The sequence below is a fragment of the Leptospirales bacterium genome, from assembly GCA_019694655.1.
Classification (GTDB): domain Bacteria; phylum Spirochaetota; class Leptospiria; order Leptospirales; family Leptonemataceae; genus SSF53.
The window spans coordinates 44,324-68,640 of sequence record JAIBBN010000007.1 but is presented as its reverse complement, the minus strand read 5'-3'; the positions used below and the strand labels follow the sequence as shown (position 1 = coordinate 68,640).

Below are 24,317 nucleotides of genomic sequence, written 5' to 3'. Positions count from 1 at the left end.
GCGGCATTCGTAGCATCGCTATTGGGCGCATCCGGCGCCAGTAAACTCCAGGCGAATTTCACCGCGCGAGACATTGCGCACATTGATTCGCTTGCAGTTCAGTTTGAGCACGCTGAACATTTGTGGATTGTCAGCATAAAAGCCCAGCGTATCGGCCAGCGCGAAACTGCGGCCAGCGTAGTAGATGTCCCAGACAATTTCTGAGCCGCTGAAGCTGATTTCATTTACCTTTTTTACAGCGGTCGACTCGATCAGGTTGTCGCGAAAGATTCCCGCCTCGCGCTGGTCAAGGCCGCGTATCGTCATCTTGATCTGATTGTTGCGCGAGATCTGGGCCCACTCGTCTTGCAGGCGGCGGTGCAACCAATCAACAAAGCCGCCAGGACTGGAGGCCGATCGCCCCTGGCCGATGGTCAGGTTCTGCACGGCCATGCGGGCTGCTTCGCTGGCCTGCACCTGTGCGCCGGGGGCGCTTTGCGAATACTCGCCCATCAGTCGGCCATAGCCCCAGAGCGTCAGTACCTTGATATTTCCGGCGGCGCGGTAGCTTCTGAAATCCGTGCCGGCCAGACCGCTGATCTGTTGCGGCGTGGATTCAATGCGCCCGATGATCAGGACGTCGGCGCCGGCGGCCGCCGCGCGATCTTTCAAAGCGTCGCTCAAGAGGTCCGGATTGTCGGCAACGGCGGCCTCATTGCTGATACTGCGCGCAATTGAGGTAGAATCCAGCACCGTATAGCCCTTCTGAATGAGCGAGTCGCGAATGAGAGCTGAAGCTCGGCCTTCGGTCGACGCAAAGCCCTGGACAACCTTGGAACCCAGGCTGTACTCTTCGCGAATCATGACCATCACCTTGGGGTTGCCGATCAGTTCGCGCATCGTATTGATACTGTTACGGATATCGGAGGGCGCCACTTCGAAGCGAACAAAGACGCGCAGCATCTTGACGGTATCCAGCGAGTATTGATTCTCATCGAGCACCTGATCGTTGCGACAGATGGCCCGGGCCTGGGTAAATATCTCATTGCCAATCGACTGGCCGTCCTGCACGCCAGTGGCGCTGGCGATCTCCTCGCCGATGCATTTTTCTACCGCCTTGCGACAGGCGTCTTCTTTGGCCTTGTCCCGCGACGCAGCAATGCTGGTAAAGATGGGCGCTTCCCCCCAGACCGAAATCTGACCGCTGCGGCACTCAATGTCGTCGCCACGCGGCCCGCCGCCGCTTCCGCCGCCGCCGGCACACTGGACCAGCCCAGCCGACAGCAACGCCGGAACTAGAATAAGGGCAGCTGAAACAGGGCGAAGATACATGTCTTTCAGACGGCGCCTGGCCATGCGTGGGTCAATCAAATTCCCGCCGCCTTTTTCACTCATGACTTGAACAGGAAGGCCGAAAGGGAAAGGGGGAGACTGCAACCATGGCGACTCTATACGATACGCTTCATCAAGAGCTGGCGCTGTTTCGGGCCAGTCTAGAAACCGAGCGAATCAAGCGGCGCGCCATACTTACGGCCGATGGCAAACGGTTGCAAACCCTGACGCAGAAGACGGAGTCCTTGCTTGGCGAAATCGCGGAACTGGAAAAGCAGCGCGCACTGTTGATACGCACGCTGCTGGAAAGCCGCGATATGGTGATTGATTCCGAAAATGTCAGCCTCTCCGAATTGATCGAACTTGCCGCGAGCCATGAACCACAGGCCAGCGGAAAGCTACGCGATCTTGCCGAGGAATACCGAATCGTCATTCGACAGCTCAAGCTGGAAAGCGAGGAAAATCAGCGCCTGCTTCAAGTCGCGAACGATCGGGTGCACAGCGTTTTGACCGGCCTCGCCGAAGAGCCCGATTCTGCGCGGACCACCTACGCGCCGCGCGAGCAAAGCGGCGCCCGCCGCGGAAAGCCGCGCTCGGCATTGATCAATGCCAGCGCCTGAGTCGCGGTCTTTAAAATTGGCCGTTGGATCGCAGCCGAAAAAGCGCAGCATCGTCGCCGCCGCCAAGGGGTGCAATGATTGGCGTCGGCGCTCCGGAGATGACGCCCACGCTATTGCCGGCTAAAATTAAATCGCCGCTTGCAGTCGCCGCTACCCGACCCCCGTTCTCTGCGGCGGCGCTGCCATAGAAGCTCCACCAATCAATCCCGGCGCCGGGTCCGGCAAATCGCACCAGCACGAAGTCATTTGACCCGCTATTAATGAGGAGCGGCGATTTGCCAGCCAGGCTGCCGATCGTAGTCGAGTCGCCGACCAGCAGATAGCCGCCGCCGGCAAGGGCCAGCACGGAATTCAGTTGTTCATTGCCGGCGCCGCCCACAATGCCGTAGCGAGTGGTGTTCCCTGAAAAATCAAATTCGACATACAAGCCGTCGGACGCGCCGCCAGCCGGGGTATAGGGCGATAATCCATTGAAGCTGGCAGGACCGCCTGCTGTATTGCCGCTAACAACGATTGTTTGATCGACTACCGCAAGGCCGCTGCCAAACTGATTGCCGCCGTCGCCAAAGAAGCTGAACCACATCAAGTCGCCATGTGCATTGAAGCGCGCCAGCATCAGATCATTTCCGCCACTGTGTGCTTGTAACGGGTTAAGTCCGCCTGCGGTGAAACTGATGTTCGTTCCGCCGACAGCAAGCGCGCCGCCGTCCGGCAGAGCTTGCACGCTGCTGAAGCTGTCAGCGCCGGCCCCGCCTACGTAGGTTTGCCAGATTGGGTTCCCGGCGGCATCCAGACGTACCAACCAGGCCTGTTGCTCGCCAGTTGGCGGAAGACGCACGGCGACATCGGATAACGCATTGGAGCTATTGGAGTCGCCAGCCAAAAAGTAGCCTCCTAGAGGCGCCGGAGCAACGCCTCGCAAGAAGTCGTTTCCAGCGCCGCCATAGTGGCTGAACCACTGTGGAACGCCGTTTGCGTCCATCTTTACTGTAGCCGAATCCACGCTCGCGACATAGGCGCGCCTCTGGATGTTCATATTCAAATTGGATATGGCGCCGTCAACGATGCCAAGCAGAAGTACGCCGCCATCCAGCGCTGGAGCAATCTGCGCGGCGCTTACAGTGTTGGGGTCGGCGCCAATGTAGGCAAAACTCAGCGCCTGGCCCTGAAGGTTGTAGCGTACCGCCGCCATCGATTGGCCGGCAGGTTGCGGCGTCGTCGAGTTCAGACCGCTGTAGCTCGCAAAGGGGACGTTCGCCTGGGAGAGCAGAAAAATCGTTCCACCTCGGGCGCAAACATCGAACCCAAATTCGCTATCTACCGCATCGGTGAATGAAGTCGACCAGCTCTGGCTGGATGGATCGGCCGCCGTGCAACTGGCCTGCCAGGGGTAGTAAGTCAGGAGCGCCAGCAGGCTGCAATTGCCATCTCTGCGCAGACAGTTGTCGTCGGGGGCGCAGCCTGCGAATGAAAGCAGCGCGGCCAGGGTGATGGTGTTCCTTCGCATGAGAACAGCTTGCGATGCTCCGCGATCCCGTCAAGGAAGCTCGGCTTTCCCGCCGGATGCGCACGGTTTTGAAATTCATCATGATTTTAGAGCAAAAGCCGATGGGTCCATGGGGGAAGATGCATGGCAGGCGATCCCCGGGAGAGCAACATGGGCTCAACATTTGGCGGACTGGAAATATCAAAACGCGGGCTGGTGGTTCATCAAACGGCGCTGAACACCGTCGGACATAACATCTCCAACGCTGACAATCCAAACTACGCGCGCCAGCGCGTTGCCATGCAGAGCACGGACCCGCTCTACGAGCCATCATTCAATCGCGCTCAAGGTCCTGGCATGATTGGCCAGGGCGTGGAGATCGCATCGATTGAACGCGTGCGCGACGCCTTTTATGACGATCAGATCATCGATCTTGAAAACTCCAAGAACATGTGGGAAGCCCGCCAGAACTATCTGGTCCAGATGGAACACGTCTTCAATGAACCCAGCGATAACACGCTGCGATCATTGACCGACAAATTCTGGGGTGCATGGCAGGAGCTGGCAAACTTCCCGGCGGAGATGTCGCACCGCGAGGTTGTGCTGGAGCGCGGACAGGCGTTGACGACGCGAGTCAACGATATCTACACCAAACTGGCTGAACTGCGCCAGCAGGCCAACAACGAAGTCAATACCACAGTCGATCAGATCAACTCGCTGGCCACTGAAATCCGCGATTTGAACATACGCATTCTCAAGAGTCAGGCGCTGGGCGATAGTCCAAATGATCTGCTCGATCGACGCGATGCGGCGCTGGAGTCGCTTTCTCAGCTGGCCAATGTGCGCGTGGGCCGCAACGATCGCGACGAGGTCTTTGTATTCATCGGCGAGCAGGCGCTGGTGCAGGGCGAGATTCTGCATAAGCTGCGCACCGAGCCGGATGCCAACAACGAAGGCATGTCGCGCATTGTCTGGGCCCACAATGATCGCGACTTGATTCTTGGCGGCGGCAAGCTGATGGGCTTGCTTGACGTGCGCGATCACGCCATCGTCGAGCGCATCAATGCCGTGGATACCTTCGCCGTAAACCTCACGGACGTGGTCAATGAAGCGCATCGCGACGGTTTTGGCTTGAATGGCTCGACCAATCGCGATTTCTTTCATCTGCAGCCGCTTTCGCCCAATGCGCGCGGCAGCTACCAGCTGCAAAATGCGGCGGCCAATTTTGACCTGAATCAGGACGGAACAGCCGAAGTCACCGCCGTCTTTCGCGTGACCGGAACCAATGTGGTCGATCCAACGCGGCGCGTTGGCGTCGATGGTACGCTTTCTCTGATGCGCAATGACGCGGCCAATACAGTGGTGCGCATCGACTACTCGCGCGACGACACGATGAATGATATCATTCGCCGTATCAATGACAGCGATGCTGGCGTAGTCGCCTACATGAGCCATGACAACCAGCTGGCGATCAAGGCCCTCACCGCCAGCGATGATCGACGCTCCAACTTCATGATCCGCCATCTGGAAGATTCCGGCGAACTGCTGGTCGGCTATGCCGGAATTCTGAATAGCGCCGGAGAAGCCGGCGCCTATGACTTCCGTAGAGTCAATGAGATCGCCAAGCTGCGCTCGCCCCTCCAGGACATCACTCTGACGCCGATCTTTCATCCCTCGGCCTATATGCAGCTTTCAGCACAGGTTGCACGCGATCCGGCCTCCATAGCTGCAGGACGCGGCGCCGACATCGGCGGCACCGGCGACTACAACCAGGCCGGCGGGGCCGGCGATGGTTCCAACGCCCTCTTGATTGCCGCCGCCCTCAAGCAAGAACGGCGTATGATCGGCGACGCTGCAAATACCGAGGAATTCTACACACAGCTGATCGCCAGGTTGGGTACGGAATCGCGCGCCGCGGAAAACAACGTGCTGCGCCAGAAGGACGACCTTGTTCACCTCAACAAAATGCGACAGAGCGTCATGGGCGTCAGTCTCGACGAAGAGATGAGCAATATGGTGCAGTTTCAGCACAGCTACAATGCCTCGGCGAAGGTGATCAGCACCCAGGATCAGATTCTGGATACGATCATCAACCGGCTAAAGATTTGAGCCCGTTATCTAAAACAAAAATGAGCGATCAGAGAGGACAGGAACGATGATACGAGTCACCGACCTGATGAAAAACGGACAACTGGTGCGCAACTTGAGTCGCCAGCAGTACGAATTCGACCGCGTGCAGAATCAGCTGGCCACCGGTCAGCGCATCGAGCGGCCCGGCGACGACCCATCAGCCGCCGCCAACCAGATGCATTTTCGAACGCGCCTGGAGGAGCTTTCGCAGTTCGACAGTACGCTTTCCGAAGCGCGCAACCGGCTGAATCTGATGGATGGCGAGCTGGATCGAGTTGGCTCGATCTTCCAACGAGTGCGCGAACTGGCCGTGCAGGCCTCTAACGGCATCTATCAGGGCGACAATGCTTTTGAGCTGAAGAATGCAATTGCCAAGGAAGTAGATCAGCATCTGCGGGCGCTGATCGATATTGCCAATGGACGCGATGGCGTCGGCCGGCCGCTTTTTGGCGGCCACGTGGCGGAGCGTCCGCCCTTCGAGCCCATTGAATCGAACATCCGCGGTTTGCGCGGCGTGGAACTGGCCAACCAGATCATTTCTGTAGAATACCGCGGCGATATTGGTCGCCAGTTGCGTGAAGTAGAACGCGGGCAGTACCTCGACGTAAACATCCCGGGCAACCGCGTTTTTTGGGGAACAAACATGACGCTCACTGGCAGCGTCGAGAATTCCGGCTACAGCGCGACCACCGACCAGAGTTTCAAAATCGACGGCGTAGAAATTCGCGTGGCGGCCGGCGACACCATCGATGATATCATCGACAAAATCAACAATGCCAATCTGGAAGTACGCGCCTCCAAGATTGGTCAGGATTTTGTTTCCTTGCATACGACGACGCCGCACCAGATCTGGCTGGAGGATGTCGAGGGCGGCACCACGCTGCGCGACATCGGACTGATCAATCCCGAGAAATCGCAGCCGCCCAACAACTACAGCGAAACGGCGCGCCTGTCCGGCCTGTCGATCTTTGATGTTCTGATCAAATTTCGCAATGACCTCCTGGCCGGCGATCAGCTGGAGATTTCCGGCCGCGACCTGGGCAACCTCGATGAGTCATTGAACAATGTTCTCCGCTATCGTTCCGAAGTGGGCGCACGACAGAATCGCGTCGATGAACATGACAAGCGGGTCTCGTGGGATAAGAGCTATATGACCGAGTTGCTGGCGCAAAGCGAAGGCATTGATGTTCCGGAAACTATCATCAACCTGAAGTGGCTGGAAACAGTGAACAACTATGCAATGAATGTCGGCGCCCGGATCATACGTCCGCAATTGATGGACTTCCTCCGTTGAACGCCCTCGAACCAAAGAAGATGACGACACTGGCAACGAAAGCGCTTGGCGAAGTTGAAATAGCTGCGACTGATGTGATCACCTTCGCCGACGGCCTGCTGGGCTTTGGCGATCGACGCGACTTTGTGCTGCTGGCTGAATCCGGCGAGTCGGTCTTCAAATGGTTGCAGTCGACAGAGGAGCCCGGCCTGGCCTTTGTGGTGATCGAACCTGAACTTTTTCTGCGCCAGGCCTATCGTCCGCAACCGGCGGCTGGCGAATTGGAGTCGCTTGGCGTCGATGGCGTGGAGCAGTGTTCGGTTTATCTCATTGTGACCATTCCGCAAAACAATCCGCGCGGCATGACCGCCAACCTCCAGGGCCCGGTACTGATCCACAAAGGGTCGCGCCGCGGTCGCCAGGTCATTTCCAATCATCCGGAGCATCTGGTACGCGTATCGATTATGGAACAACTGGAAGGCTGACGTGCTGGTTCTGGCGCGCAAAGTTAACGAATCGATCATGATCGGCGACGACATCGAAGTCGTCGTCGTCGATATCAAGGGCGATCAGATCAAGCTGGGCATACGCGCGCCGCGCAACGTCAGCGTGCATCGGTCCGAAGTTTATCGCGAGATCCAGGAACAGAACAAACGCGCCGCAGAAAGCGCGCCCGCGTCGCTAGAGGGTCTGGGCGACCTGCTAAAAAAGCGCAAGCCGGGTTCATGAAGAGGGCCGCCTGCAGCAGCGTCCTGCTTGCGCTGCTCCTGGGCGCCGGTGAAGTTTCGGCGCAGGCCTTGCCTGGCGCCGATGCGCCGCCTGGAGGTCCTTCCGGACCAAGCGTCGGCCTCCAACGCGGCGTCGTTTACCCCAGGCCCGGCGCCAGTTTTGAAACGCGCGTCCTCAACCGGCGTCAGGTCAGTCATATCCTCATAGAGAACGAAGACGGACACAGCTATCTTACGATGCTTGTTGTGCATGCACGCTACTGGGCCTATCACGCCATGCCGCACGCCCTGCGCTATCCCTGTCGCGATGCCAGCGAGTGTCTGCGCGAACTGAAACGTTTGGACGCCTTCTTGAAAACTGGCTGGAACCTGGGCCTGCGTCTCGACGGCTCGTTGATCCTGGAATTGATTTACTATCCGCCGCCTCAGGGTTGAGCATCGTCTGCTTCGGCCGGCAACTTTTCAAAGCCGATACGCCAGAGCGCCGTGCCGCGCAAGTGAAGCTCGCCAGCCAGCGATTGCATACGCCGGCGCGTTTCAGCATCGGCAAAGTTGGCAGGATAGGCGGCGCCGATCACGGTGAGCGTTCCCGAATCTTCTCGGCGGCAGCTGTAACGACGGCACAATTCCTCGCCGTGCGATTCGCTGAGCGGGCGCGGCTTTTTTCCGGGACGGCGCCATTCGTAGCCATAGCCCGGCACGCCCATCCAGATCCGACCGGCAGGGAAGGCCTGCAGCGTGAGCTCCATGTTCTTTCGCACCCAGTACAGATGGGTAACAGGACCTGGACTGAGCATATGGTAATCGTAGGTCATTGACACCAGTTCGTCGACATGCGCAGCGATGCGCGGCAAATCAAAAAAGGCAATCTGATCTGCCGTACCCTGTAGCGGCGGCGTGGCTGCGATGCTCAAGACGCTATTTTGCCTGACGACTTGCTGGCGAAGTTCTGCAAGGAAACTGATAAAATCCGTGCTGCTGGCAGCGCCCAGATATTCAAAATCAATGTGCAGCCCATCGAAGCTCTCCCGTTCCAGCAGGGCGGCCAGGCGATGAGCGGCATTGCGACGCGCCGACGACGATCGCAGCATCGCCGCGCCATCGCGGGCGCCGCGCAGCGATATCAATGGAAAAAGCCGACGCCCCCGACGCAACTGAGCAAGCTGCCTTTGTGCGGCAGCGCTGAGCTGCGGTCGTGCATAGAGTTCGCCCCGCGCATTCAATCGATAAACGCCCAGGCACAGCGTACTGTAGCCCGCCAGTCTTCGCTGCAGATGCGAAGCATGAAAGGATTCCGGAATCAGGTAAGCCCACTGGTCAATGCGTCGCGGCGAGGCGTCCGGGCCCGAGGCCTCCTCTGCGCTCTGCGTACAGGCGAAGGCAAAAAGAGAAATAAGCACAAGAATCGCAGCTCGCTGCGCGATCTGGCTGGCGCGCCAGTTAATCATGGACCGCCCGTCGCCGCAACCGGCGGCAGAACCTTACAGGCGCCCGAGGCCACCACTTCGCCGCGTTGATTTTTCCATTCAACTTTCATTTCCACTGCCTGCAGGCGTGCAATCTTTCGTATGACTTCAACGCGGCAGGTAATGGTATCGCCGGGATAGACCGGTCGTTTGAAGCGCTGCGAAACCTCGAGGGCAACGGTCCCCAGTCCTGGCAAACGCATGCCGAGCACCGGAGCAAGCAGGGACGCTGTCAAACCGCCGTGCGCTACACGAGCCCCAAAGGGCGTGGTCCTCGCATATTCCTCATCAACGTGCACTGGATTGAAGTCGCCGCTGATGCCCGCATAAAGATAGATATCGCTCTCGCTGATCGTTTTGGCAAAGAAGGCGCTGTCGCCGACGTTGATTTCAGCAAAGCTCCTGCCCCTCTGGTACATGTTGCATTGCAGCGACCTGCCCCGCTCCTGTCAATCGTCCCGTAAAAACTGGTAGACTGTGCTGCTAGCGGGAGCGCACTCTTACACAGCGATTTGGCCTATGGATCAAAGACACCAGGATTACATTGATTACTACAAAGCGCGGATGAAAAAGTACGAGGGCAATCCGCTGTACCCGCACTCCTATGCCGCCGAAAAAGCGATTTACGAAGCGCTTGCCAGCTGCAAAGAACTAGCCGAATTCAAGTCAAAACTCGAAGCGGGCAAGCTGAATCTCAAGGTCGCCCTGGCGCTGGTCAAAGATCAGGAGACAGCGGAAAAGAAGCACTGGGAAGAATTGAAGGAGCCAATTCGCGCCGCCGGTTGCCAGCGCATTCTGGATGTCATCGACTCCTTTGACGACGTGATGCAAATGATCGACGCGACCAACTTGCTGCGCCAGGAAACCAGCAAATTGATCTCCGTCGATGGATTTGCGGACTATTTCTATAGCGATTTCATTGGCATCGAAAACATTGAAGAAGACGAGAAGGGCGAAGTTCCTGCGCGCTGGCGCAAGGAGCGCGACGAGGCTGTTCGCCATGCCTATGAAGAAGCGCACAAGCTATTTCGCGAGGTTACGCTGCCGCGCGCCAGGGAATGGAAGCCAGACTGGCAAATGGATCACGACCTGGTGTGGGAAGATCGGCACCGCCGGTTGATTCCGATTCCCGATGAGAGCGTGAAACGCCGCATTCCTGAGCACAAGAAATATCTGGGGATCTGAGATGCCAATCGACCAGAGTACCGCCGATTCGATTCTGGGAACCTTCCGTGGAATGGCCAGGGACGTGGCCGCGCGAAAATTGAGCGGTCCGGCGGTAGACGACATGAACGCCGTGCTGGCAGAGATGGAGCGCCTGGCCAAGGAGATGGATGATATCATCTCCTATACTACGAAGCTCACTACTGAGGATCTTTTTGTTAAGTTCAGCAACGCCTACTCTAAAGCGCTGGCTGCGGCCGCCCAGAGTCAGGGACAGGCCACAGATGACGACAGTCTGCTCAAACAAAGTCTAGGCGCTTACGAAAACAGCTACAATACGCTCAAGTCTGATCCCAAAAATCAGCATCTCTTACCGCCACTGCAAAAGCTGCTGGCCCTGGGAAAATCTGGCGTCAGCTATCCGGTCTTTCTGCGTAAGGCCGAAGAGCAGGGACTGTTTGCCGAAATGAATGCCGGCAGCCCTGGTCCAAACATTGAATTTGAACTGCACTGTGCAGAAGTCATGGGTTATCCGCTGGAAGTGGAGATGAAGCGCAAGATCAAGCAGGGATTCGAAGAGCTCTGCGCCAGACACCCCTTTCACATTGCCGATCCCCTGGAATTCCGTTTGATGCGCCAGAAGGTAGAATGGGAATACGCGCCGCGCCTGGCTCGCTGGAAGGGAATTCTGGATCGCTGGGAAAGAATGATCAGCATGGTTACAGACTGGCTGGATGCGCACTGCGAATTTGCTCCGCGCGATGAACGCTGGCTGGATCCTATCGATCCATCGCGCACGCCGATCAACATTGCGCGCACCAAGGAATGTCAGCCGGGTCGCCTGGCCGTCCGCGAATCCGTCTTCCACGAATACTTTGGGCTGCGCTGGGACGATATCTGGACGCACGAGACCTATCAGGCGGAACTGAAGGCGGCGCGCATCTGGGACTCTGATGAACGCACTCGCTTGATTCAGGAGGCCTACCGCTGCTGCAAACCGGGCGGCGCTCCGGAGAAGTCAACCATCCAGCAAAACGAAGCGCTACATCGCAGCGGCGGCTTGCGTCACCCGCGAAATCTGGAGCGTTTTGGCACCGAGCAAAAGCCCGGACCAGGCTACAAATTTCGCGATTTCGCTGAGTTTGTAAAATAGCCGCGCACCGCTGCTCATACAACTGCGATGGACTACACGCCGCGCACTTTGCTCCGGCATCTTCTGGCCACGCTGCTGCTGACAGCGATTCCGCTGCGGCTTGCAGAGGACTGGCGGCTCTGGCTGCAGCGTAACGCCGCACTGTTGCTTTTGCTGTTCGCAGGGGCCCTGTTTGTGGGCCTGCTCTCGGATCGACTTGCAGAAAGCAAAGCCTTGACTCGTTGTCTACTGCGCTGGTTGGCCGGGCGACGCGGTCAGCCACGCTTGCTGCGTCGTCTGCACCGGGATCGGGGCGAGCTGCGGGGCGGCTGGCGCCTGGCGTATCTCTGGGCCTCCTGCTCCCGGTGCCTGGCCTGGTGGCTGGGCGGCCTCTGCGGCGCGCTGCTGGGCCTCGGATTTGCTCTGGCCTGGCAGCGCGAACAGGTCTGGATCATGTCGCTTTTCTACGGGCTGCTGGCCTCCTCTTTGGCCTCGCTTTGTGCAGTTACTGCATTTTTGTTACGTGAAAGCCGGCAAGAACGAGCGAATATTGAAAGCAAATGAATGCGCCCTGTACGTTTTTTCAATGCCGCGAGCGGGCGCTGTGTTATACTGACCGCAATAACGTCGGTTTCAAGCCGCTCAGAAAGTTGAGGCGGCCATAGCAATCTTCTCATGGACGTTGACGGCATACTCCGCACGCACTACTGCCACCGCGGCCACAACATAGCTGAGCTGACTCATGAGCTGCCGCTGCTTTTTGTATTTTTGCGACAGCTGGGCTGCATCTTCTGTCGCGAATCCTTGATCGACCTTGGCAAGCAGAGACAGGCCATCGAGCTGGAGGGTTCGGCAATCGTGCTGGTGCATATGAGTTCGCCAGAAGAGGCTGCCGAAGTCTTTGAGCGTTACGGACTGCGCGACGTAATCCATCTCAGCGATCCCGGACAGAAGATCTACCGCGCCTTCCAATTGCAGCGCGGTTGGGGCCGTCGCATGCTTGGCTGGAAGGTCTGGACGCGCGCTCTTGCATTGCGACTGTTGGGCGGAGTTCGTCAGGGCCCGGTGATGGGCGACGTCACGCAAATGCCGGGTATATTTTTGGTCTATCGCGGGCAAGTCGTAAGCGCGCACCGTAACAGCAGCGCCGCCGAACGACCGGACTATGTTGAGATGGCGCGCTATCCCTTTGAGACCCGATCGGCAGCAAATCTTGCCGGTCTTGGCGAACCGCCTTTGTAAGCTCTGCGTCCAATCAGCTATGACCGGGACGCCAAGAGCCATCGTACTCTCCTTCATTTTCCTTTCGCTTTTTGCCAGCTGCAAGCGAGAAGCGCAGGATGCGGCGCCCAGCATTGCTGAAAGACGCGCTTCGGAGAGCGTCGCGCCGGCGCCGCCGGGCGGCGCTGCCGATCAACTTGCCGGGGATGAATCGGCCGGCGAGGAGCAGGAGCTCAACTCGCGCTTTTCCGGCGGAAGCCTGGAAAGCGCTGAATTGGGACCTTTTGCGGCGGCAGCCGACCGAACTCTTGAATACTCAATCGCTTTAAACTATCGAGTCGACAATTTTCCGGCGTCTCGTCGCGCACTGTTTACGATCGCCCGAAAGTATGGCTACTTGAGCTCATCGGAAGCCGCCGTCGGCGAGCGCAGCGACATGAATGCAGTGGTGCGGGTACGCGTCCGCGATCTGTTTCAAGCGCTTGATGAATTGGATGCCATTGGCGCGCTCCAATCAGAGAGCATTCAGACTACAGACCATACTGCGGAATTGCTCCGTCAGACTTTGCTGCAACGCCGGGAGAATCTACGTACACAGCGACGCCTGCAGGGACCGGCAACTACGCGCAGTTGGGCGGATCGTGAACGCCTGATTTCTTCTTCTGAAGATGCCGGCGATCAAGCCTACCTCGAGCAATGGGGAATTCGCGACAGAGCAGCCTGGGCAACCTTGCAAGTATCGCTGCGCGGTCCCGAGGCCCCGCAGGGGATTCGAGCCCCGCTTTACGCCAATGCCTTCATTGATCTGGCTAACTTGAGCTTGATGCTGCTTTACTATGCCATCTATCTCTTGCCGCTGTTGATCGTCTTGATTCCGCTGTGGCTCTATCGCCAGCGCCTGGTCCGTCTGTTTCGCGGCGCTGGATGGAATTGAACACGCTTCTATCAGCAGCACGGCGGCTGGAACTTCACTCTTCTGCCACCGAAGCGTCGGCCGCGCCTTGCTGAAATGCAATTGCAACGCGCTGGCGGAGAGCATCGTAAGGAATGTAGCCCCGTGTAATCGCCAGCAGTCGATCCTGGAGCCTCAGTACCAGCGTGGGATAACCGTGGATTCCGAGACGACGAGAAAAATCAAATAGTTCGCGGGTCATCTGCTCGGTTGCCGGATCATCGTAAGCGAGGGCAAATGTTTCGGCTGCAATGCCAGCATCCTGTGCCGCCGCCAGAAAGGTCGCATGATCGGTTGGGTCTTCGCCCGCGGCGTAAAACCGATGCTGCAAAGCGCTTTGATAGCGAAGGGCGTTCAAACGATCAATGCGGCCTGCGGCTACCACGGCGCGACAGGCGGGCGCTGTGTTGTAAACGAAACCGGGGTGTTTCTGGAAAAAGTCGAAATCGAAGACCGCTTGCGAAGCCTGCGCCACAGCCTGCCAGTGGCGGCTGATTTCTTGTGCCATCGGTTCCGGCATTGGCGTTTTCTCGTCGATGCGCAGCCCTCCGGGGCAGACCGTCATGGGCGTTTGATCCGCATAGTCTTGCGCCAGTCTGGCAGCGACTTCTGAAAATCCATAGCACCAGGAACACATCGGGTCCGAAAAGTAGAGAAACTCGCTTTCCATATTACTCAGGCAGACGCGCCCGCCGCCCTTCGGTTTCGGCAATCGATTTTGCTTGCACTGCGGCGGGCCGCTGAACCAAACACAGTATGCCTCGTAACCCCTTCAGTCCGCAGGACCAAAAGCGCATCTCCCAGGCTATTGCTGGCGCCGAAGGCAGGACCTCCGGAGAAATTGTGCCTTACTACGTGGCGGCCAGCGACGGCTATCCAGAGGCTGTCTGGCGTGGCGCGGCCATTGGCATGCTGGTAACACTTGCCGGAGTCTATGGTCTCTATCAATTCACCGAGCTCTGGTCTCCCTTTGGCATGGAGACGCTCTCCGCCCTGGTCATCGTTGGCGGCGCAGCCGCGGCGCTGCTTGTCAGTCTGATACCCGGACTTCGCCGCATTCTGGCCGGCAGGGCGGCTCTGGAACATCGCGTTCGAAGCCGAGCAATGCAGGCCTTTGTAGAGCGCGAAATCTTCGAGACCCGCGATCGGACCGGTGTATTGATATTCATCAGCAATTTTGAGCGCATGGTCATCGTACTTGGCGACAGCGGTATCAATGCACGCGTCAAGCAAGAGGAATGGCAGAGTGTTGTCGCTCGCGTCGTACAGGGTATCAAGCAGGGTCGCGCCGCCGACGGATTGCTCGAAGCCATCGCCCTCTGCGGCGAGTTGCTGAAACGAAGGGGGGTCGCCTTGCGAAACGACGATAGCAACGAACTGGCCAATGAATTGATTGTTGGCGATTGAAGACTGTGCGCAAGTTTCTGCTCATTTTGGCGCTGCAATTCTGGATTGTCGGGCAACTCGTTGCGCGTGAAGTTCCGCCGCTAAGCGGGCGTATCGTTGACCTGGCTGGCGCGCTTTCGCCAGCGACGATCCATTCGGTGGAACAGCGTCTGGCCGATCATGAGCGGGAGACAGGCAACCAGATTGCCATTTTGATCGTGCCGTCGCTGGAAGGCGATCCAATAGAAGATTATTCTATCCGGGTAGCCGAGCAGTGGCGTTTGGGAACAGCCAAGAATGACAATGGCATTCTCTTTTTGATTTCTACGGGAGATCGACGCATGCGCATCGAAGTGGGCCAGGGCCTTGAGGGCGCCTTGACTGATGCCCAGGCGTCGCGTATCATTCGCGAAACTGTGGCGCCGCTTTTTCGCGAAGGTCGCATGGATGACGGAGTTGTCGCCGGCGTGGAGAAAATCATGGCCGCCGTCGCCGGCGAATACGTCGCCGATCCGGGCGATCGGTCTGAATCGTCCTCCGAAGATGCGTTAGACGCGAGTCAACTGCCCTTTGCCTTCATTGTCTCTCTGGCGCTGGCTTTCGTAGCATGGCTGATGCTGCGCCACGCCCTCTGGAGTCGCAGCACAATGAGCTGGCCCTTTTTTTTTCCGCTGAATGGCGTCTTTTCTCTGCTGCTGGTTGGTCCCACGCTCTTGGTTCGCGGCGCTGTCCTTGCAAGCTTTGGCGCCGCCATTGCAGTTGGATTCTTTGCGCTTCTCATCTTTTACAAGCTTCGCTGGCAACGTAGCGGGCGTCCCCATCCAGAAGCAGAAAAGGTTATCGTTGGCGGCATTCTTGATATTGGACTGCAGATCCTGTTGCGCAGCGGGCGCCGTAGTTCCTGGAGCAGCGGCGGCGGATTTTCTGGCGGCGGCGGGGGCTTTTCCGGGGGCGGCGGCGGATTCTCTGGCGGAGGCGCTTCAGGATCATGGTAAGCCGGCAGATGATTGCGCGCCGCAAGCGCTTCGTCGGCATGCGGTGGGCGCCTGTACTCTGGGCGCTGCTTGCCACAGGCACGCTGGCAGCTCGACCCATTCCGCCGCTGAGCTCCCGCGTTGTCGATGAGGCTGGCATGCTCAGCGCCCATGCGCGAACGCAGCTGATTGCACAATTGAAAGACCATGAACGCGCGACATCCAATCAAGTTGCCGTCTTGATTATCGCCAGCCTGCAGGGCGAGGACCTGGAACAGTTTTCCATCCGCGTAGTTGAGCAATGGAAGCTGGGCGATCGGCGCAAGGATAACGGCGCGCTCCTGTTGATTGTCCGCGACGATCGCAAGATGCGCATCGAGGTTGGACAGGGACTGGAAGGCGCTCTGACCGACGCCCGATGTTCTCGCATTTTGCGCGATGAATTGAAACCGCGATTTCGCCAGGGCGATTTCGACGGCGGCGTTCGCGCCGGCGTTGATGCAATCCTTGGCAGCATTTCCGGGGAGTACCAGGCCGACGATGAACTGGATTCGTTGGATTGGGTCGGATTGATTCGAGTGCTGATATTCTGCTGGATTCCGGCCATTTTTTTGCACGTTTTCTGGCGCCCAGCGCTGTATGCTCGCGGCGTAGTAGCATGGCTATGGTTTCTTACGCTGACGGCCCTGCGGCTCGTTCTGCTGGCCTATCCGCTCTACTGGCTGCACTGGCCGCCGCTCGATGCAATGGCGATATGGCTTGCGGCGCTGGCCTTCCCGCTGCTGATTCTCTACAAGCTTGTACAGTCGGCAAAGGGCGGAAGGAGCAGGAGAGGATCCTCCTCGACAGGAGATAACTCGGACACAGGCGACAGTCTCTGGTCCTCGTCTAGCAGCTCGGACAGTTACAACAGCAGCAGCTCTTCCAGCAGCAGCGATTCAAGCGACTCTTTCAGCGGCGGAGGCGGCGATTTCTCCGGCGGCGGGGCCAGTGATAGTTGGTGAAACTATGTTTTCCAGCAACGTAAGAGCGTGGCGCGACGCAGGCGCCTTTTTTGATTTTCAAGGGCATCAATGTTTCTATCGTCAGGCGGGCCAGGGGCCGGATCTATTGCTGCTGCATGGTTTTCCCACTTGCAGCTACGATTTCGCGAAAATTGCGCCAGGTCTGGAAGCGGATTGGAGAACGCTCTGTGTCGATTTTCTTGGGTATGGATTTTCGGACAAACCGCGCCGTCACAAGTACCTGGTAGGGGAGCATGCCGACCAAATCGAAATGTTGCTGGATAAGCGCGGCATTTCCAAATATCATCTGCTCGCCCATGATTACGGCGATACAGTCGCTCAAGAGCTGCTGGCCCGCGAACTGGAAAGAGGCTCTACGCGAATACGCAGCGTGATCTTGCTGAACGGCGGGCTCTTTCCCGAAGTCCATCAGCCGCGAATGATCCAACGATTGCTGCTTGGTCCGGCCGGACCACTGATCGCCAGGCTGCTGAACGCTCGCCGATTCGAACGCAGTTTTTCGGAAATTTTTGGCGCTTCCACGCAGCCCTCTCGGACAGACCTGGAAGAACATTGGAGTTTGATCGAATACAAGGGCGGGCCGGCCATCTATCACCTCTTGATACGCTACTTAAACGAGCGTCGCCGTCATCGGCAGCGCTGGGTCGGCGCTCTACAAGAGTTCAAGCGACCGATGCGCTTCATCAACGGCGGCGCCGATCCTGTTTCCGGCGCACACATGGCCAGGCGCTATGGCGAGCTGATCGCCAATCCAGATATTGTCCTTTTGCCTGAACTCGGTCACTATCCGCAGTGGGAAGATGCGCAGGCAGTACTGGATGCTATTCATGCCTTCTATCGGTCGCAGGGAGACTGATCGCCAGTCGACTACTTGCCGACACAAAAAATAGAGAAGATCCGCCCAAGGATTTCCTCATTGTCAATGCGGCCGGTAATCGCGCCGGCGTCTTCCAACGCTTGATCCAGATCGAGAGCGACAATCTCCTGTGGCGCGCCCACGGACCAGTGTTGCAGGCAGCGCTGCAAGGACTCGATCACTCGCTGCAGGTGAAAGCGATGACGTTCCTCGAGCAACAGCGCCTCGCTGGAATGCAGCTGAAAGATCTCGCCCTCCAGGGCGGCGCGTAGATCCTCAAGTCCTTCGCCGGTGACGCAGGAAAGCGACAGCCAGCGCTCGCCAGGCCATTGTTTACTGGCATCGGCGGCGCGCTGTTTTACGCCGGACAGGTCGCTCTTGTTGAGAATGCGCAGCACGGCGCCATCGATGCCAAAGTCTTCGATGGATTCCAGCGGTTCCGATCCATCGATGATGTGCAGAACCAGCTGACTGCGCGCCATTGTCTCTCGCGCCAGGCGCACTCCCTGGCTTTCAATGTGATCGCCCGTCTCGCGCAGCCCGGCGGTATCCACCAATCGCAAACGCACTCCTTTAAAATCGATTTCCTCGCTAACATAGTCACGTGTCGTACCGGCAATCGGAGAAACGATCGATCGATCCCAACCCAGAATGCGATTCATCAGCGAAGACTTGCCGGCATTGGGGGCGCCAGCCAGCGCCGCCTGAACGCCGGCGCGTAGTCGCTCGGTTTCTCGCGCGCGTTGTAACAGGAGCTCGATTTCCTTTATCAGGAGACGAGCGCGCTCCATCCGCTGTGCAAGACTTTCAAAACTCAGATCTTCCTCTGCGAAATCGATTTCAGCTTCTGTCTCTGCCTTCAAATGAATCAGCGCTGATCGCACCCGCGAACTGATCCGGGACAGCTCGCCTTGAAAATTCTTGCGACTTGCCTGCAGCTCCCACTCGCTGCGTGCGGTGACGATACGATGTACGGCCTCTGCTCGACTGAGGTCCATCTTGCCGTTCAGATAGGCGCGACGTGTGAACTCGCCTGGGCGCGCCGGTCGAATCGCTCCGCCCGCGGCATCCAGAATGGCGCCGGTCATTTGCGCCAGTAGCAGCGGATTGCCATGCAGCGATAGCTCGGCACAATCCTCTCCGGTATAGGAAGCTGGCGCCGGATAGTAGGCAGCAAGCCCATCGTCGATTAGTCGGCTGCCGCCATCGCTGAATTCGCAATAGAAACTATGGCGCGGCCGGGCCGCAAAGTCCGGAGTTGTTTGGCGGCCAGCGCTCAGACAGTGCCGACGCAGCGCTGCCAGCGAATCCGGACCGGATAGCCGGATGATGCCAACAGCGCCCTGCGATTGAGCGCTGGCAATTGCAACGATCGTCGCCTTATCGGCGATTGCCGATATCGTCATCCAGCGGCCGCTCTTCCGTCACGCGATTGCCAATGCTGTCATCGCCGGGGAATTCGCCAAATTCATCATCGCCGCGAGGAGCGCGGTTGCCGCCGGCTGTCTCTCCGCCGCGACGACCAGGGCCGCGTTGACCACCTCGCCCGCCGCGCCCGCGACGACCGCCTTCCTCAAGGCCTTCCGCCGAACGACCGCGCTGATTTGCGGGTATGACACGAACTCGCTTGTACACGCCGTTGCCATCCGACTCAGTGAAAACACGCTCGTCCTTTTCCAGGGTGAGGTGAACGATTCGGCGTTCATAGGGGTTCATATAGTTGAGCAGCACGGCGCGACCGCTGCGAGCCACTCGCTCTGCCATCCGCTCGGCAAGTTTTGTAATGCTCTTCTGGCGCCGCTCGCGGTACGATTCCACATCGACCATTACACGCTGCCCCTTGCGCGTACGGGTATTAACGATCAGGTTAACTAGAAACTGAATCGCATCCAGCGTGCGTCCGTGTTTGCCGATCAAAAATCCAGACTCTTCGGAACCCAGCTCAACATAGAAATTCTCATCGCGCTCTCCGGTGCGAATGATCCAGGCATCCACGCCAAGGCGCGCCACTATGCTGAGCAGCGCGCCGCGCACATGTACTTCGAAAGGCGTAGCGTCTACGGGCAATACGCGCAGGACCCCCTGATCTCGCTTCACCAAACGCATCAGCCCTGTAGTCTGACCGGCGCTCTCGAAACTTACCTGCTCGCGCGATGCCTGCAATTGGTCCAGTGCGTATGCCTCGGCATCGCCGCGCGCTTTTCCCTCGATTTCCAGCAAGTAGTAGCTCATTGAATTCTCCCTGTTAGTAGACTGCTTATCAGCCGCTCAACTGCGAGCCACGGCAGCGGCATCATCTCTTCCAAAACGGTTGGTAGCCAGCTGCCAGATAATCGCGATCAAATTCTGCACGGTCCAGTACAGCGTAACACCACTGGGAATTTGCCAGAAGAAGAACAGCATCATGATTGGCATCATATACATGATTGTCTTTTGCTGCTGGTCAACGGACACCATCGTCAGTCGCTGCTGTACGAGCTGCGAAGCTGCCATGATTAGCGGTAATATATTGATCGCGACATTTAGATATGGCAGATGACCAACTGTGTCGGGAACGCTCAGATCATGAATCCAGAATATGAACGGGCTCTGCCACAGTTCAATCGATTCAGAAAAGGCGCTGTACAATGCAATAAAGATGGGCATCTGAATCAGCATCGGCAGACAGCCTTTCATCGGGTTGATGTTGTGCTTCTTGTAAAGCTCCATCACCTTCTTTTGCTTCTCCTGAGGATTGTCCGCGTATTTTTCGTTGATCCTATCCATTTCCGGTCGCAGCAAAGACATCTTCTTCATGCTGCGCGCCTGGATTTGATTGAGCGGCCAGGTGACCAGTTTGAAACTTACTGCAATGATAATGATTACCCAACCATAGTTACCAACATACTGATACAGAAATCGCATCAGCCAGACAATACCATCGCGAATTGTGGAGAAATAGCGCAAGAAACTGGAGTTATAAAGCACGCCGCGAGCATGCTCATCGGGCGCCGCCTGACCAAATTCGGCCGCCATCAAGGCCGGATTCTGAAAGCGGTGCGCATCGTCATTGCGCGGACCAACGTACACTTTGTTGTCGATCAACAGCAGATCACTGCGGGATTTCTGCTGCGAGAGTATCAAGGCGCGATTGCCGCGGTCCGCGCCGACAAAGCTGCCGTCTGCTTGCATCAATCGATCCGGCCCTCCGAAATCGACCGATTGGTCCTGACTGGCGGCAAGGCGGAATTGTTTGAAGAATGCTGTGAAACGGCGTTTGCCGCTTTCGTCTTCCTTGTTTCGATCCTTCAGTCCGTCCGGCGTGTGTACTGGATTCAGGTTGTCCCCGAGAAACTGATCGTAGGCAAAGAAATAGCGGCTCTTGCTGCCCATCAATTCCAGACTGTTATCGGCGCCCTGCACCGTGTGGTATTCCTCGCCCTCATTGCGGCTATTGCAGCTAAAGGGATTGCCGCATGACATTCCTCCGCCGCCGGCGGTGTTCATCAGAATGTCGAGGCTGTCATTGTAGTAATAGAAGCGTCCGTAGGCATACTGTGCCGGGTCTTCGCCAGGACCGACTTGCGGCCCAAGATCGCCGAAAGTCTTAAAGTACATTTCCGCGCCCCAACGAAATTCTCGGTGTTCCAGATTTCGAAAGGCAGTAAGCTGGTGAAAGTAATTCTCTCCCGGAAGAAAGCGGTAGATTTTGGTCAGTTCAAACTTGTAGCCTTTCAGCGAGACCGGCAGTGTGTAACGCACTTCAACAATTCCGCTGTCTGGATCCTTCTTCACGTGTACAAGCCGAAAGTTGGCGGCATTGAGCGGCGGATCTCCAACTTCATCGCGGGGGCCGCCCCAGTAGGCATGCAATTGAAAATCCATCCCATTGCCGCGTGTAACTTCCAGCGCGTGGTTCGCAAGGCCCGTGGGATCGTTGCTGCGTTGAATTACGTGTCCGGGTATTGTAAGTAGATCGTGCTGCTTCAAATACAGCCGGGCGATGCGTGCGCCTCGAGTAGATAGTTCGACGATGAGGTTTTCGGTGACGATCCGCGTAATCTGCCCTGGATTTCCATCCGGCAGCCGTGCAAACTGAAACTGCTCGCCGCCCGATTCGAGAGTTTCGCTTTGCACATCCGGGTTTGGCGGCGGCGGCGGCGTCTGATCCTTTTTCAAATAGTTTTGAACGAGGATCACTCCCAGCACTCCAATCACAGCTATGGCAAGAAAGGAGGAGGTTCCTGGCTTTTTCTGATTTTGGTCCTGATTTTCCATTGTTCTAATTGCTCGGTTGTTGGTTTGGCGCGACGGTTGCCGTTGAATCATCGGGGACGGCGGGATCGAAATAGCCTTGAGACAGCGGATTGCAGCGCAGGATCCGCCAGGCGCTTTTCCACGTAGCCCGACCAAAACCGTAGTGTTCGTAGCATTGGGCGGCGTACTCGGAACAGGTCGGATAGAATCGACAGCGATTGCCGAGGATTCGGCCCGGGTAGCGTTGGTAAAATCGAATCAATGCAATGGCCGTGTGATTCATGGCGGTTCGGTTTTCAGGGCTCCGGATTTCTGGAGAGCGTTGCGCAGCGCTTCGGATCGCTCTTGAGACTCCCATTTGGCCCAGCGTGGAAAGGGCAAGATAGCGATTCTCCATCCGGGCAGCAGATCGTTCATCCATGGATTGAGCGCCTCGCGCGTGATCCGCTTCAGTCGATTACGTACAACCGCATTGCCGGAGCGACGTCCGACACAGACTGCAGCCAGGCTTGGGCCCTCCGCGCGATGAGTCAGCAGTGTAAAGCCGCCATACTTCTGGTAGCGACCATCATCGAAAAGCCGACCGAAATCCTTTCGATCGCGAAGCGTAGCCCTGCGAAGATTGCCGGTTCCCAAATCTACTTCTTGAATACCTGGTCGGAAACCGAAAGCCGGTAGCGCCCTTTAGCCCGGCGCATGGAGAGGACCTTACGGCCGCCGCTGGAGGCCATTCTGGCGCGAAATCCATGCACACGAACCCGGCGCAATTTGTGAGGTTGATACGTTCTTTTCATGGCGAGTCTCTGGGGAAAGCGCGTGCAGTACGGCTTTCAGATAAAACGAGTATACCTTGCCAGGGTTGGGTTCAAGGTACAACGGGTCAACAGCATTTCCTGGTTGAGTCTTCTTCAGCGCGCGCAATCCCGACCGGGCGGTTTCAAGCCCCTGCGTCGCGTAATCTGTTGAACCCTTTCTTTTTTGACTTGAAGGCGCCAGGCTGCGATCGGGAACTTTCCGCTCTGGTCGATCATGCGATCGGCCCGGGTTAAGCAGTTGAAAGAGATCTGGCAAAAAGCGTTGCGCGATCTCAGACCCGAAATGCCGCCTGCGCTGCACAAAGCGCTCTCGGCAGACAGTTCGCTGCGCGAAATGAGCGGCAATTCGGGACGTAAGAGCCTCTACCTGGAGCTGCGCGACTCATCGCTTGCCCCACAGCTGCGCGGTAAATGGTCGAAGACCATTGAAAATCGACTCAGCGAGCTTACCGGCCGCCGAATTCGCCTTGAATTTCAAAGCATACAAGCAGCGAAGGCCTCTCCAACGAGCAGCTGGCTAAATCCGCACTGGACGCTGGAGCGGTTTTTGCGGACAAAAGAAAACCAGCTGGCCTGTGCAGCAATTGAAGCCGTCGCAACAAGACCGGGACAGGCGACGCCGCTTTATGTCTACGGCGAATCCGGCGCGGGCAAAACGCATCTGACCCACGCCTTTGCCCATCTTGCTCTGGCTCGCCGGCCCGAGCTGCGCATCGAACATGTAGCTCTCGTCGATTTTCGAGACGAAATGAGCGATTCGCTGCAAAAGGGCGATATGCTGAATTTCAAAACCCGCCACCGCGGCTTTGATGTTTTGATTTTAGAAGACCTGCAGGGCATGCGCAATACAGCCGAAGCGCTGCAGGAAGAGCTGTTCCATGTTTTTGATCACTATGTCGACAATGGCAGGCAATTGATTTTTACCGCCGACCGGCCTGCGGCGGAATTGATGGCCCCGCGACGCTTGCTCAGCCGACTGCAGTCCGGTCTGGTGGTTCGCTTAAGCCTGCCAGCGCGCGATGGGCGCGAACAATTCCTCGCCATGCGCTGCAAAGAGCGGGGAATCGAATTGCCTTCATCGGTCCGAAGCTATCTGGCTTCACAAATTCTGGGCGGTATCCGCGAGTTGGAGTCGGCCCTGAACAAAGTAGAACTATTGTTGCGGGCTGGAATGCCCATGGATCAGCCTGGGCTGCTGCGCGAAGAGCTGCGCGAGCTGGCATCAGATGACCGTCCGGCCTACTACAGCATGGATCAAATCGTCGACGCCGTTTGCCGACGATACAAAGTGAGCCGCGACAATGTAATGAGCTCCTCACGACGCGCCGAGTACACCTTGCCCCGTCACGTATCAATGTTTCTTGGACTGAAATATGCCAATTTGAACAAATCGGCTATTGCTCGCTACTTTCGAAAGAGCGATCATACCACAGTTATCAATGCGGAAAGAAATATCGCCAAGCGTCTACAGACCGAACTGGGTTTTCAACGACAGCTCGAAGAAATCCTGGAGCGCTTGCGAATAGAGTGCGAATAACTTCG

The 24,317-nt window shown here is 57.4% G+C and carries 27 protein-coding genes; 16 read left to right on the top strand and 11 right to left on the bottom strand.

Annotated elements, in window-relative coordinates:
- Positions 1-18 precede the first annotated feature (18 nt).
- Positions 19-1,374 (bottom strand): hypothetical protein, encoded by a 1,356-nt coding sequence (locus K1X75_11575; protein MBX7058695.1) that lies wholly within the window; start codon positions 1,372-1,374, stop codon positions 19-21.
- Between the two features lie 44 nt (positions 1,375-1,418).
- Here K1X75_11575 and K1X75_11570 point away from each other — a divergent pair, with 44 nt between their 5' ends.
- Entirely contained in the window at positions 1,419-1,931 is a 513-nt protein-coding gene (locus tag K1X75_11570; protein MBX7058694.1) for a flagellar protein FlgN, read from the top strand.
- A 10-nt stretch (positions 1,932-1,941) separates the two neighbouring features.
- Here the strand turns inward: K1X75_11570 and K1X75_11565 are convergent, their stop codons facing one another.
- On the bottom strand, positions 1,942-3,438 hold the full coding sequence (locus tag K1X75_11565; GenBank protein ID MBX7058693.1) for a hypothetical protein: 1,497 nt from the start codon (positions 3,436-3,438) through the stop codon (positions 1,942-1,944).
- 150 nt (positions 3,439-3,588) lie between these two features.
- On the opposite strand from K1X75_11565, the gene flgK reads away from it, so the two are divergent.
- The 5 genes from flgK to K1X75_11540 are packed head-to-tail and all read left to right on the top strand — an operon-like array spanning position 3,589 to position 7,983.
- Complete coding sequence (flgK, locus tag K1X75_11560) at positions 3,589-5,526, top strand: flagellar hook-associated protein FlgK (protein ID MBX7058692.1); 1,938 nt, start codon at positions 3,589-3,591, stop codon at positions 5,524-5,526.
- 46 nt (positions 5,527-5,572) lie between these two features.
- Complete coding sequence (locus tag K1X75_11555) at positions 5,573-6,841, top strand: flagellar hook-associated protein 3 (GenBank protein MBX7058691.1); 1,269 nt, start codon at positions 5,573-5,575, stop codon at positions 6,839-6,841.
- A gap of 20 nt (positions 6,842-6,861) precedes the next feature.
- Positions 6,862-7,305, top strand: a complete 444-nt coding sequence (locus K1X75_11550) for a flagellar assembly protein FliW (protein MBX7058690.1) — start codon at positions 6,862-6,864, stop codon at positions 7,303-7,305.
- Between the two features lies 1 nt (position 7,306).
- Positions 7,307-7,549 carry a carbon storage regulator CsrA gene (csrA, locus tag K1X75_11545; protein MBX7058689.1) on the top strand — a complete coding sequence of 81 codons (243 nt, stop codon included), beginning with the start codon at positions 7,307-7,309 and terminating at the stop codon, positions 7,547-7,549.
- Positions 7,546-7,983, top strand: a complete 438-nt coding sequence (locus tag K1X75_11540) for a hypothetical protein (GenBank protein MBX7058688.1) — start codon at positions 7,546-7,548, stop codon at positions 7,981-7,983. Before csrA ends, K1X75_11540 begins: the two co-directional genes overlap by 4 nt.
- Here K1X75_11540 and K1X75_11535 read toward each other — a convergent pair.
- Together K1X75_11535 and K1X75_11530 are read right to left on the bottom strand one after the other, a co-directional pair.
- Complete coding sequence (locus tag K1X75_11535) at positions 7,974-8,996, bottom strand: hypothetical protein (GenBank protein MBX7058687.1); 1,023 nt, start codon at positions 8,994-8,996, stop codon at positions 7,974-7,976. The genes K1X75_11540 and K1X75_11535 overlap by 10 nt on opposite strands.
- Complete coding sequence (locus K1X75_11530; protein ID MBX7058686.1) at positions 8,993-9,433, bottom strand: MaoC family dehydratase; 441 nt, start codon at positions 9,431-9,433, stop codon at positions 8,993-8,995. Before K1X75_11530 ends, K1X75_11535 begins: the two co-directional genes overlap by 4 nt.
- A gap of 100 nt (positions 9,434-9,533) precedes the next feature.
- Here K1X75_11530 and K1X75_11525 point away from each other — a divergent pair, with 100 nt between their 5' ends.
- The 5 genes from K1X75_11525 to K1X75_11505 all read left to right on the top strand — a co-directional run bounded on the left by K1X75_11525 (position 9,534) and on the right by K1X75_11505 (position 13,465).
- A complete protein-coding gene (locus K1X75_11525) occupies positions 9,534-10,199 on the top strand; it encodes a hypothetical protein (GenBank protein MBX7058685.1) in 666 nt (221 codons plus the stop codon).
- Position 10,200: 1 nt separating this feature from the next.
- Positions 10,201-11,331: a hypothetical protein gene (locus K1X75_11520; GenBank protein ID MBX7058684.1), complete on the top strand. Its 1,131-nt coding sequence runs from the start codon at positions 10,201-10,203 to the stop codon at positions 11,329-11,331.
- A 27-nt stretch (positions 11,332-11,358) separates the two neighbouring features.
- Positions 11,359-11,874, top strand: coding sequence for a hypothetical protein (locus K1X75_11515; protein ID MBX7058683.1), 516 nt, complete (start codon positions 11,359-11,361; stop codon positions 11,872-11,874).
- A 111-nt stretch (positions 11,875-11,985) separates the two neighbouring features.
- Positions 11,986-12,552 carry a hypothetical protein gene (locus K1X75_11510; GenBank protein ID MBX7058682.1) on the top strand — a complete coding sequence of 189 codons (567 nt, stop codon included), beginning with the start codon at positions 11,986-11,988 and terminating at the stop codon, positions 12,550-12,552.
- A 19-nt stretch (positions 12,553-12,571) separates the two neighbouring features.
- Positions 12,572-13,465 carry a DUF4349 domain-containing protein gene (locus K1X75_11505; protein ID MBX7058681.1) on the top strand — a complete coding sequence of 298 codons (894 nt, stop codon included), beginning with the start codon at positions 12,572-12,574 and terminating at the stop codon, positions 13,463-13,465.
- A gap of 34 nt (positions 13,466-13,499) precedes the next feature.
- Here K1X75_11505 and K1X75_11500 read toward each other — a convergent pair whose 3' ends face one another.
- A complete protein-coding gene (locus K1X75_11500; protein ID MBX7058680.1) occupies positions 13,500-14,153 on the bottom strand; it encodes a DsbA family protein in 654 nt (217 codons plus the stop codon).
- Between the two features lie 86 nt (positions 14,154-14,239).
- On the opposite strand from K1X75_11500, the gene K1X75_11495 reads away from it, so the two are divergent.
- From K1X75_11495 to K1X75_11480, 4 genes are read left to right on the top strand one after another with little or no spacing between them, the layout of a single operon-like run.
- Positions 14,240-14,890, top strand: a complete 651-nt coding sequence (locus K1X75_11495; protein ID MBX7058679.1) for a hypothetical protein — start codon at positions 14,240-14,242, stop codon at positions 14,888-14,890.
- A gap of 5 nt (positions 14,891-14,895) precedes the next feature.
- Positions 14,896-15,864, top strand: a complete 969-nt coding sequence (locus K1X75_11490; protein MBX7058678.1) for a TPM domain-containing protein — start codon at positions 14,896-14,898, stop codon at positions 15,862-15,864.
- 38 nt (positions 15,865-15,902) lie between these two features.
- Entirely contained in the window at positions 15,903-16,847 is a 945-nt protein-coding gene (locus K1X75_11485; GenBank protein ID MBX7058677.1) for a TPM domain-containing protein, read from the top strand.
- Between the two features lie 4 nt (positions 16,848-16,851).
- Positions 16,852-17,724 (top strand): alpha/beta hydrolase, encoded by an 873-nt coding sequence (locus tag K1X75_11480; protein ID MBX7058676.1) that lies wholly within the window; start codon positions 16,852-16,854, stop codon positions 17,722-17,724.
- An 11-nt stretch (positions 17,725-17,735) separates the two neighbouring features.
- Here the strand turns inward: K1X75_11480 and mnmE are convergent, their stop codons facing one another.
- The 6 genes from mnmE to rpmH are packed head-to-tail and all read right to left on the bottom strand — an operon-like array spanning position 17,736 to position 22,754.
- Positions 17,736-19,130: a tRNA uridine-5-carboxymethylaminomethyl(34) synthesis GTPase MnmE gene (mnmE, locus tag K1X75_11475; protein ID MBX7058675.1), complete on the bottom strand. Its 1,395-nt coding sequence runs from the start codon at positions 19,128-19,130 to the stop codon at positions 17,736-17,738.
- Positions 19,105-19,956, bottom strand: a complete 852-nt coding sequence (locus K1X75_11470; GenBank protein MBX7058674.1) for a KH domain-containing protein — start codon at positions 19,954-19,956, stop codon at positions 19,105-19,107. Before K1X75_11470 ends, mnmE begins: the two co-directional genes overlap by 26 nt.
- A gap of 36 nt (positions 19,957-19,992) precedes the next feature.
- A complete protein-coding gene (locus K1X75_11465) occupies positions 19,993-21,981 on the bottom strand; it encodes a YidC/Oxa1 family membrane protein insertase (protein MBX7058673.1) in 1,989 nt (662 codons plus the stop codon).
- 4 nt (positions 21,982-21,985) lie between these two features.
- A complete protein-coding gene (gene yidD / locus K1X75_11460) occupies positions 21,986-22,243 on the bottom strand; it encodes a membrane protein insertion efficiency factor YidD (protein MBX7058672.1) in 258 nt (85 codons plus the stop codon).
- A complete protein-coding gene (locus K1X75_11455) occupies positions 22,240-22,596 on the bottom strand; it encodes a ribonuclease P protein component (GenBank protein ID MBX7058671.1) in 357 nt (118 codons plus the stop codon). Before K1X75_11455 ends, yidD begins: the two co-directional genes overlap by 4 nt.
- 2 nt (positions 22,597-22,598) lie before the next feature.
- Positions 22,599-22,754, bottom strand: coding sequence for a 50S ribosomal protein L34 (gene rpmH, locus K1X75_11450; protein MBX7058670.1), 156 nt, complete (start codon positions 22,752-22,754; stop codon positions 22,599-22,601).
- A 259-nt stretch (positions 22,755-23,013) separates the two neighbouring features.
- Here rpmH and K1X75_11445 point away from each other — a divergent pair, with 259 nt between their 5' ends.
- Complete coding sequence (locus tag K1X75_11445; GenBank protein ID MBX7058669.1) at positions 23,014-24,312, top strand: ATP-binding protein; 1,299 nt, start codon at positions 23,014-23,016, stop codon at positions 24,310-24,312.
- The last annotated feature ends 5 nt before the right edge of the window (positions 24,313-24,317 follow it).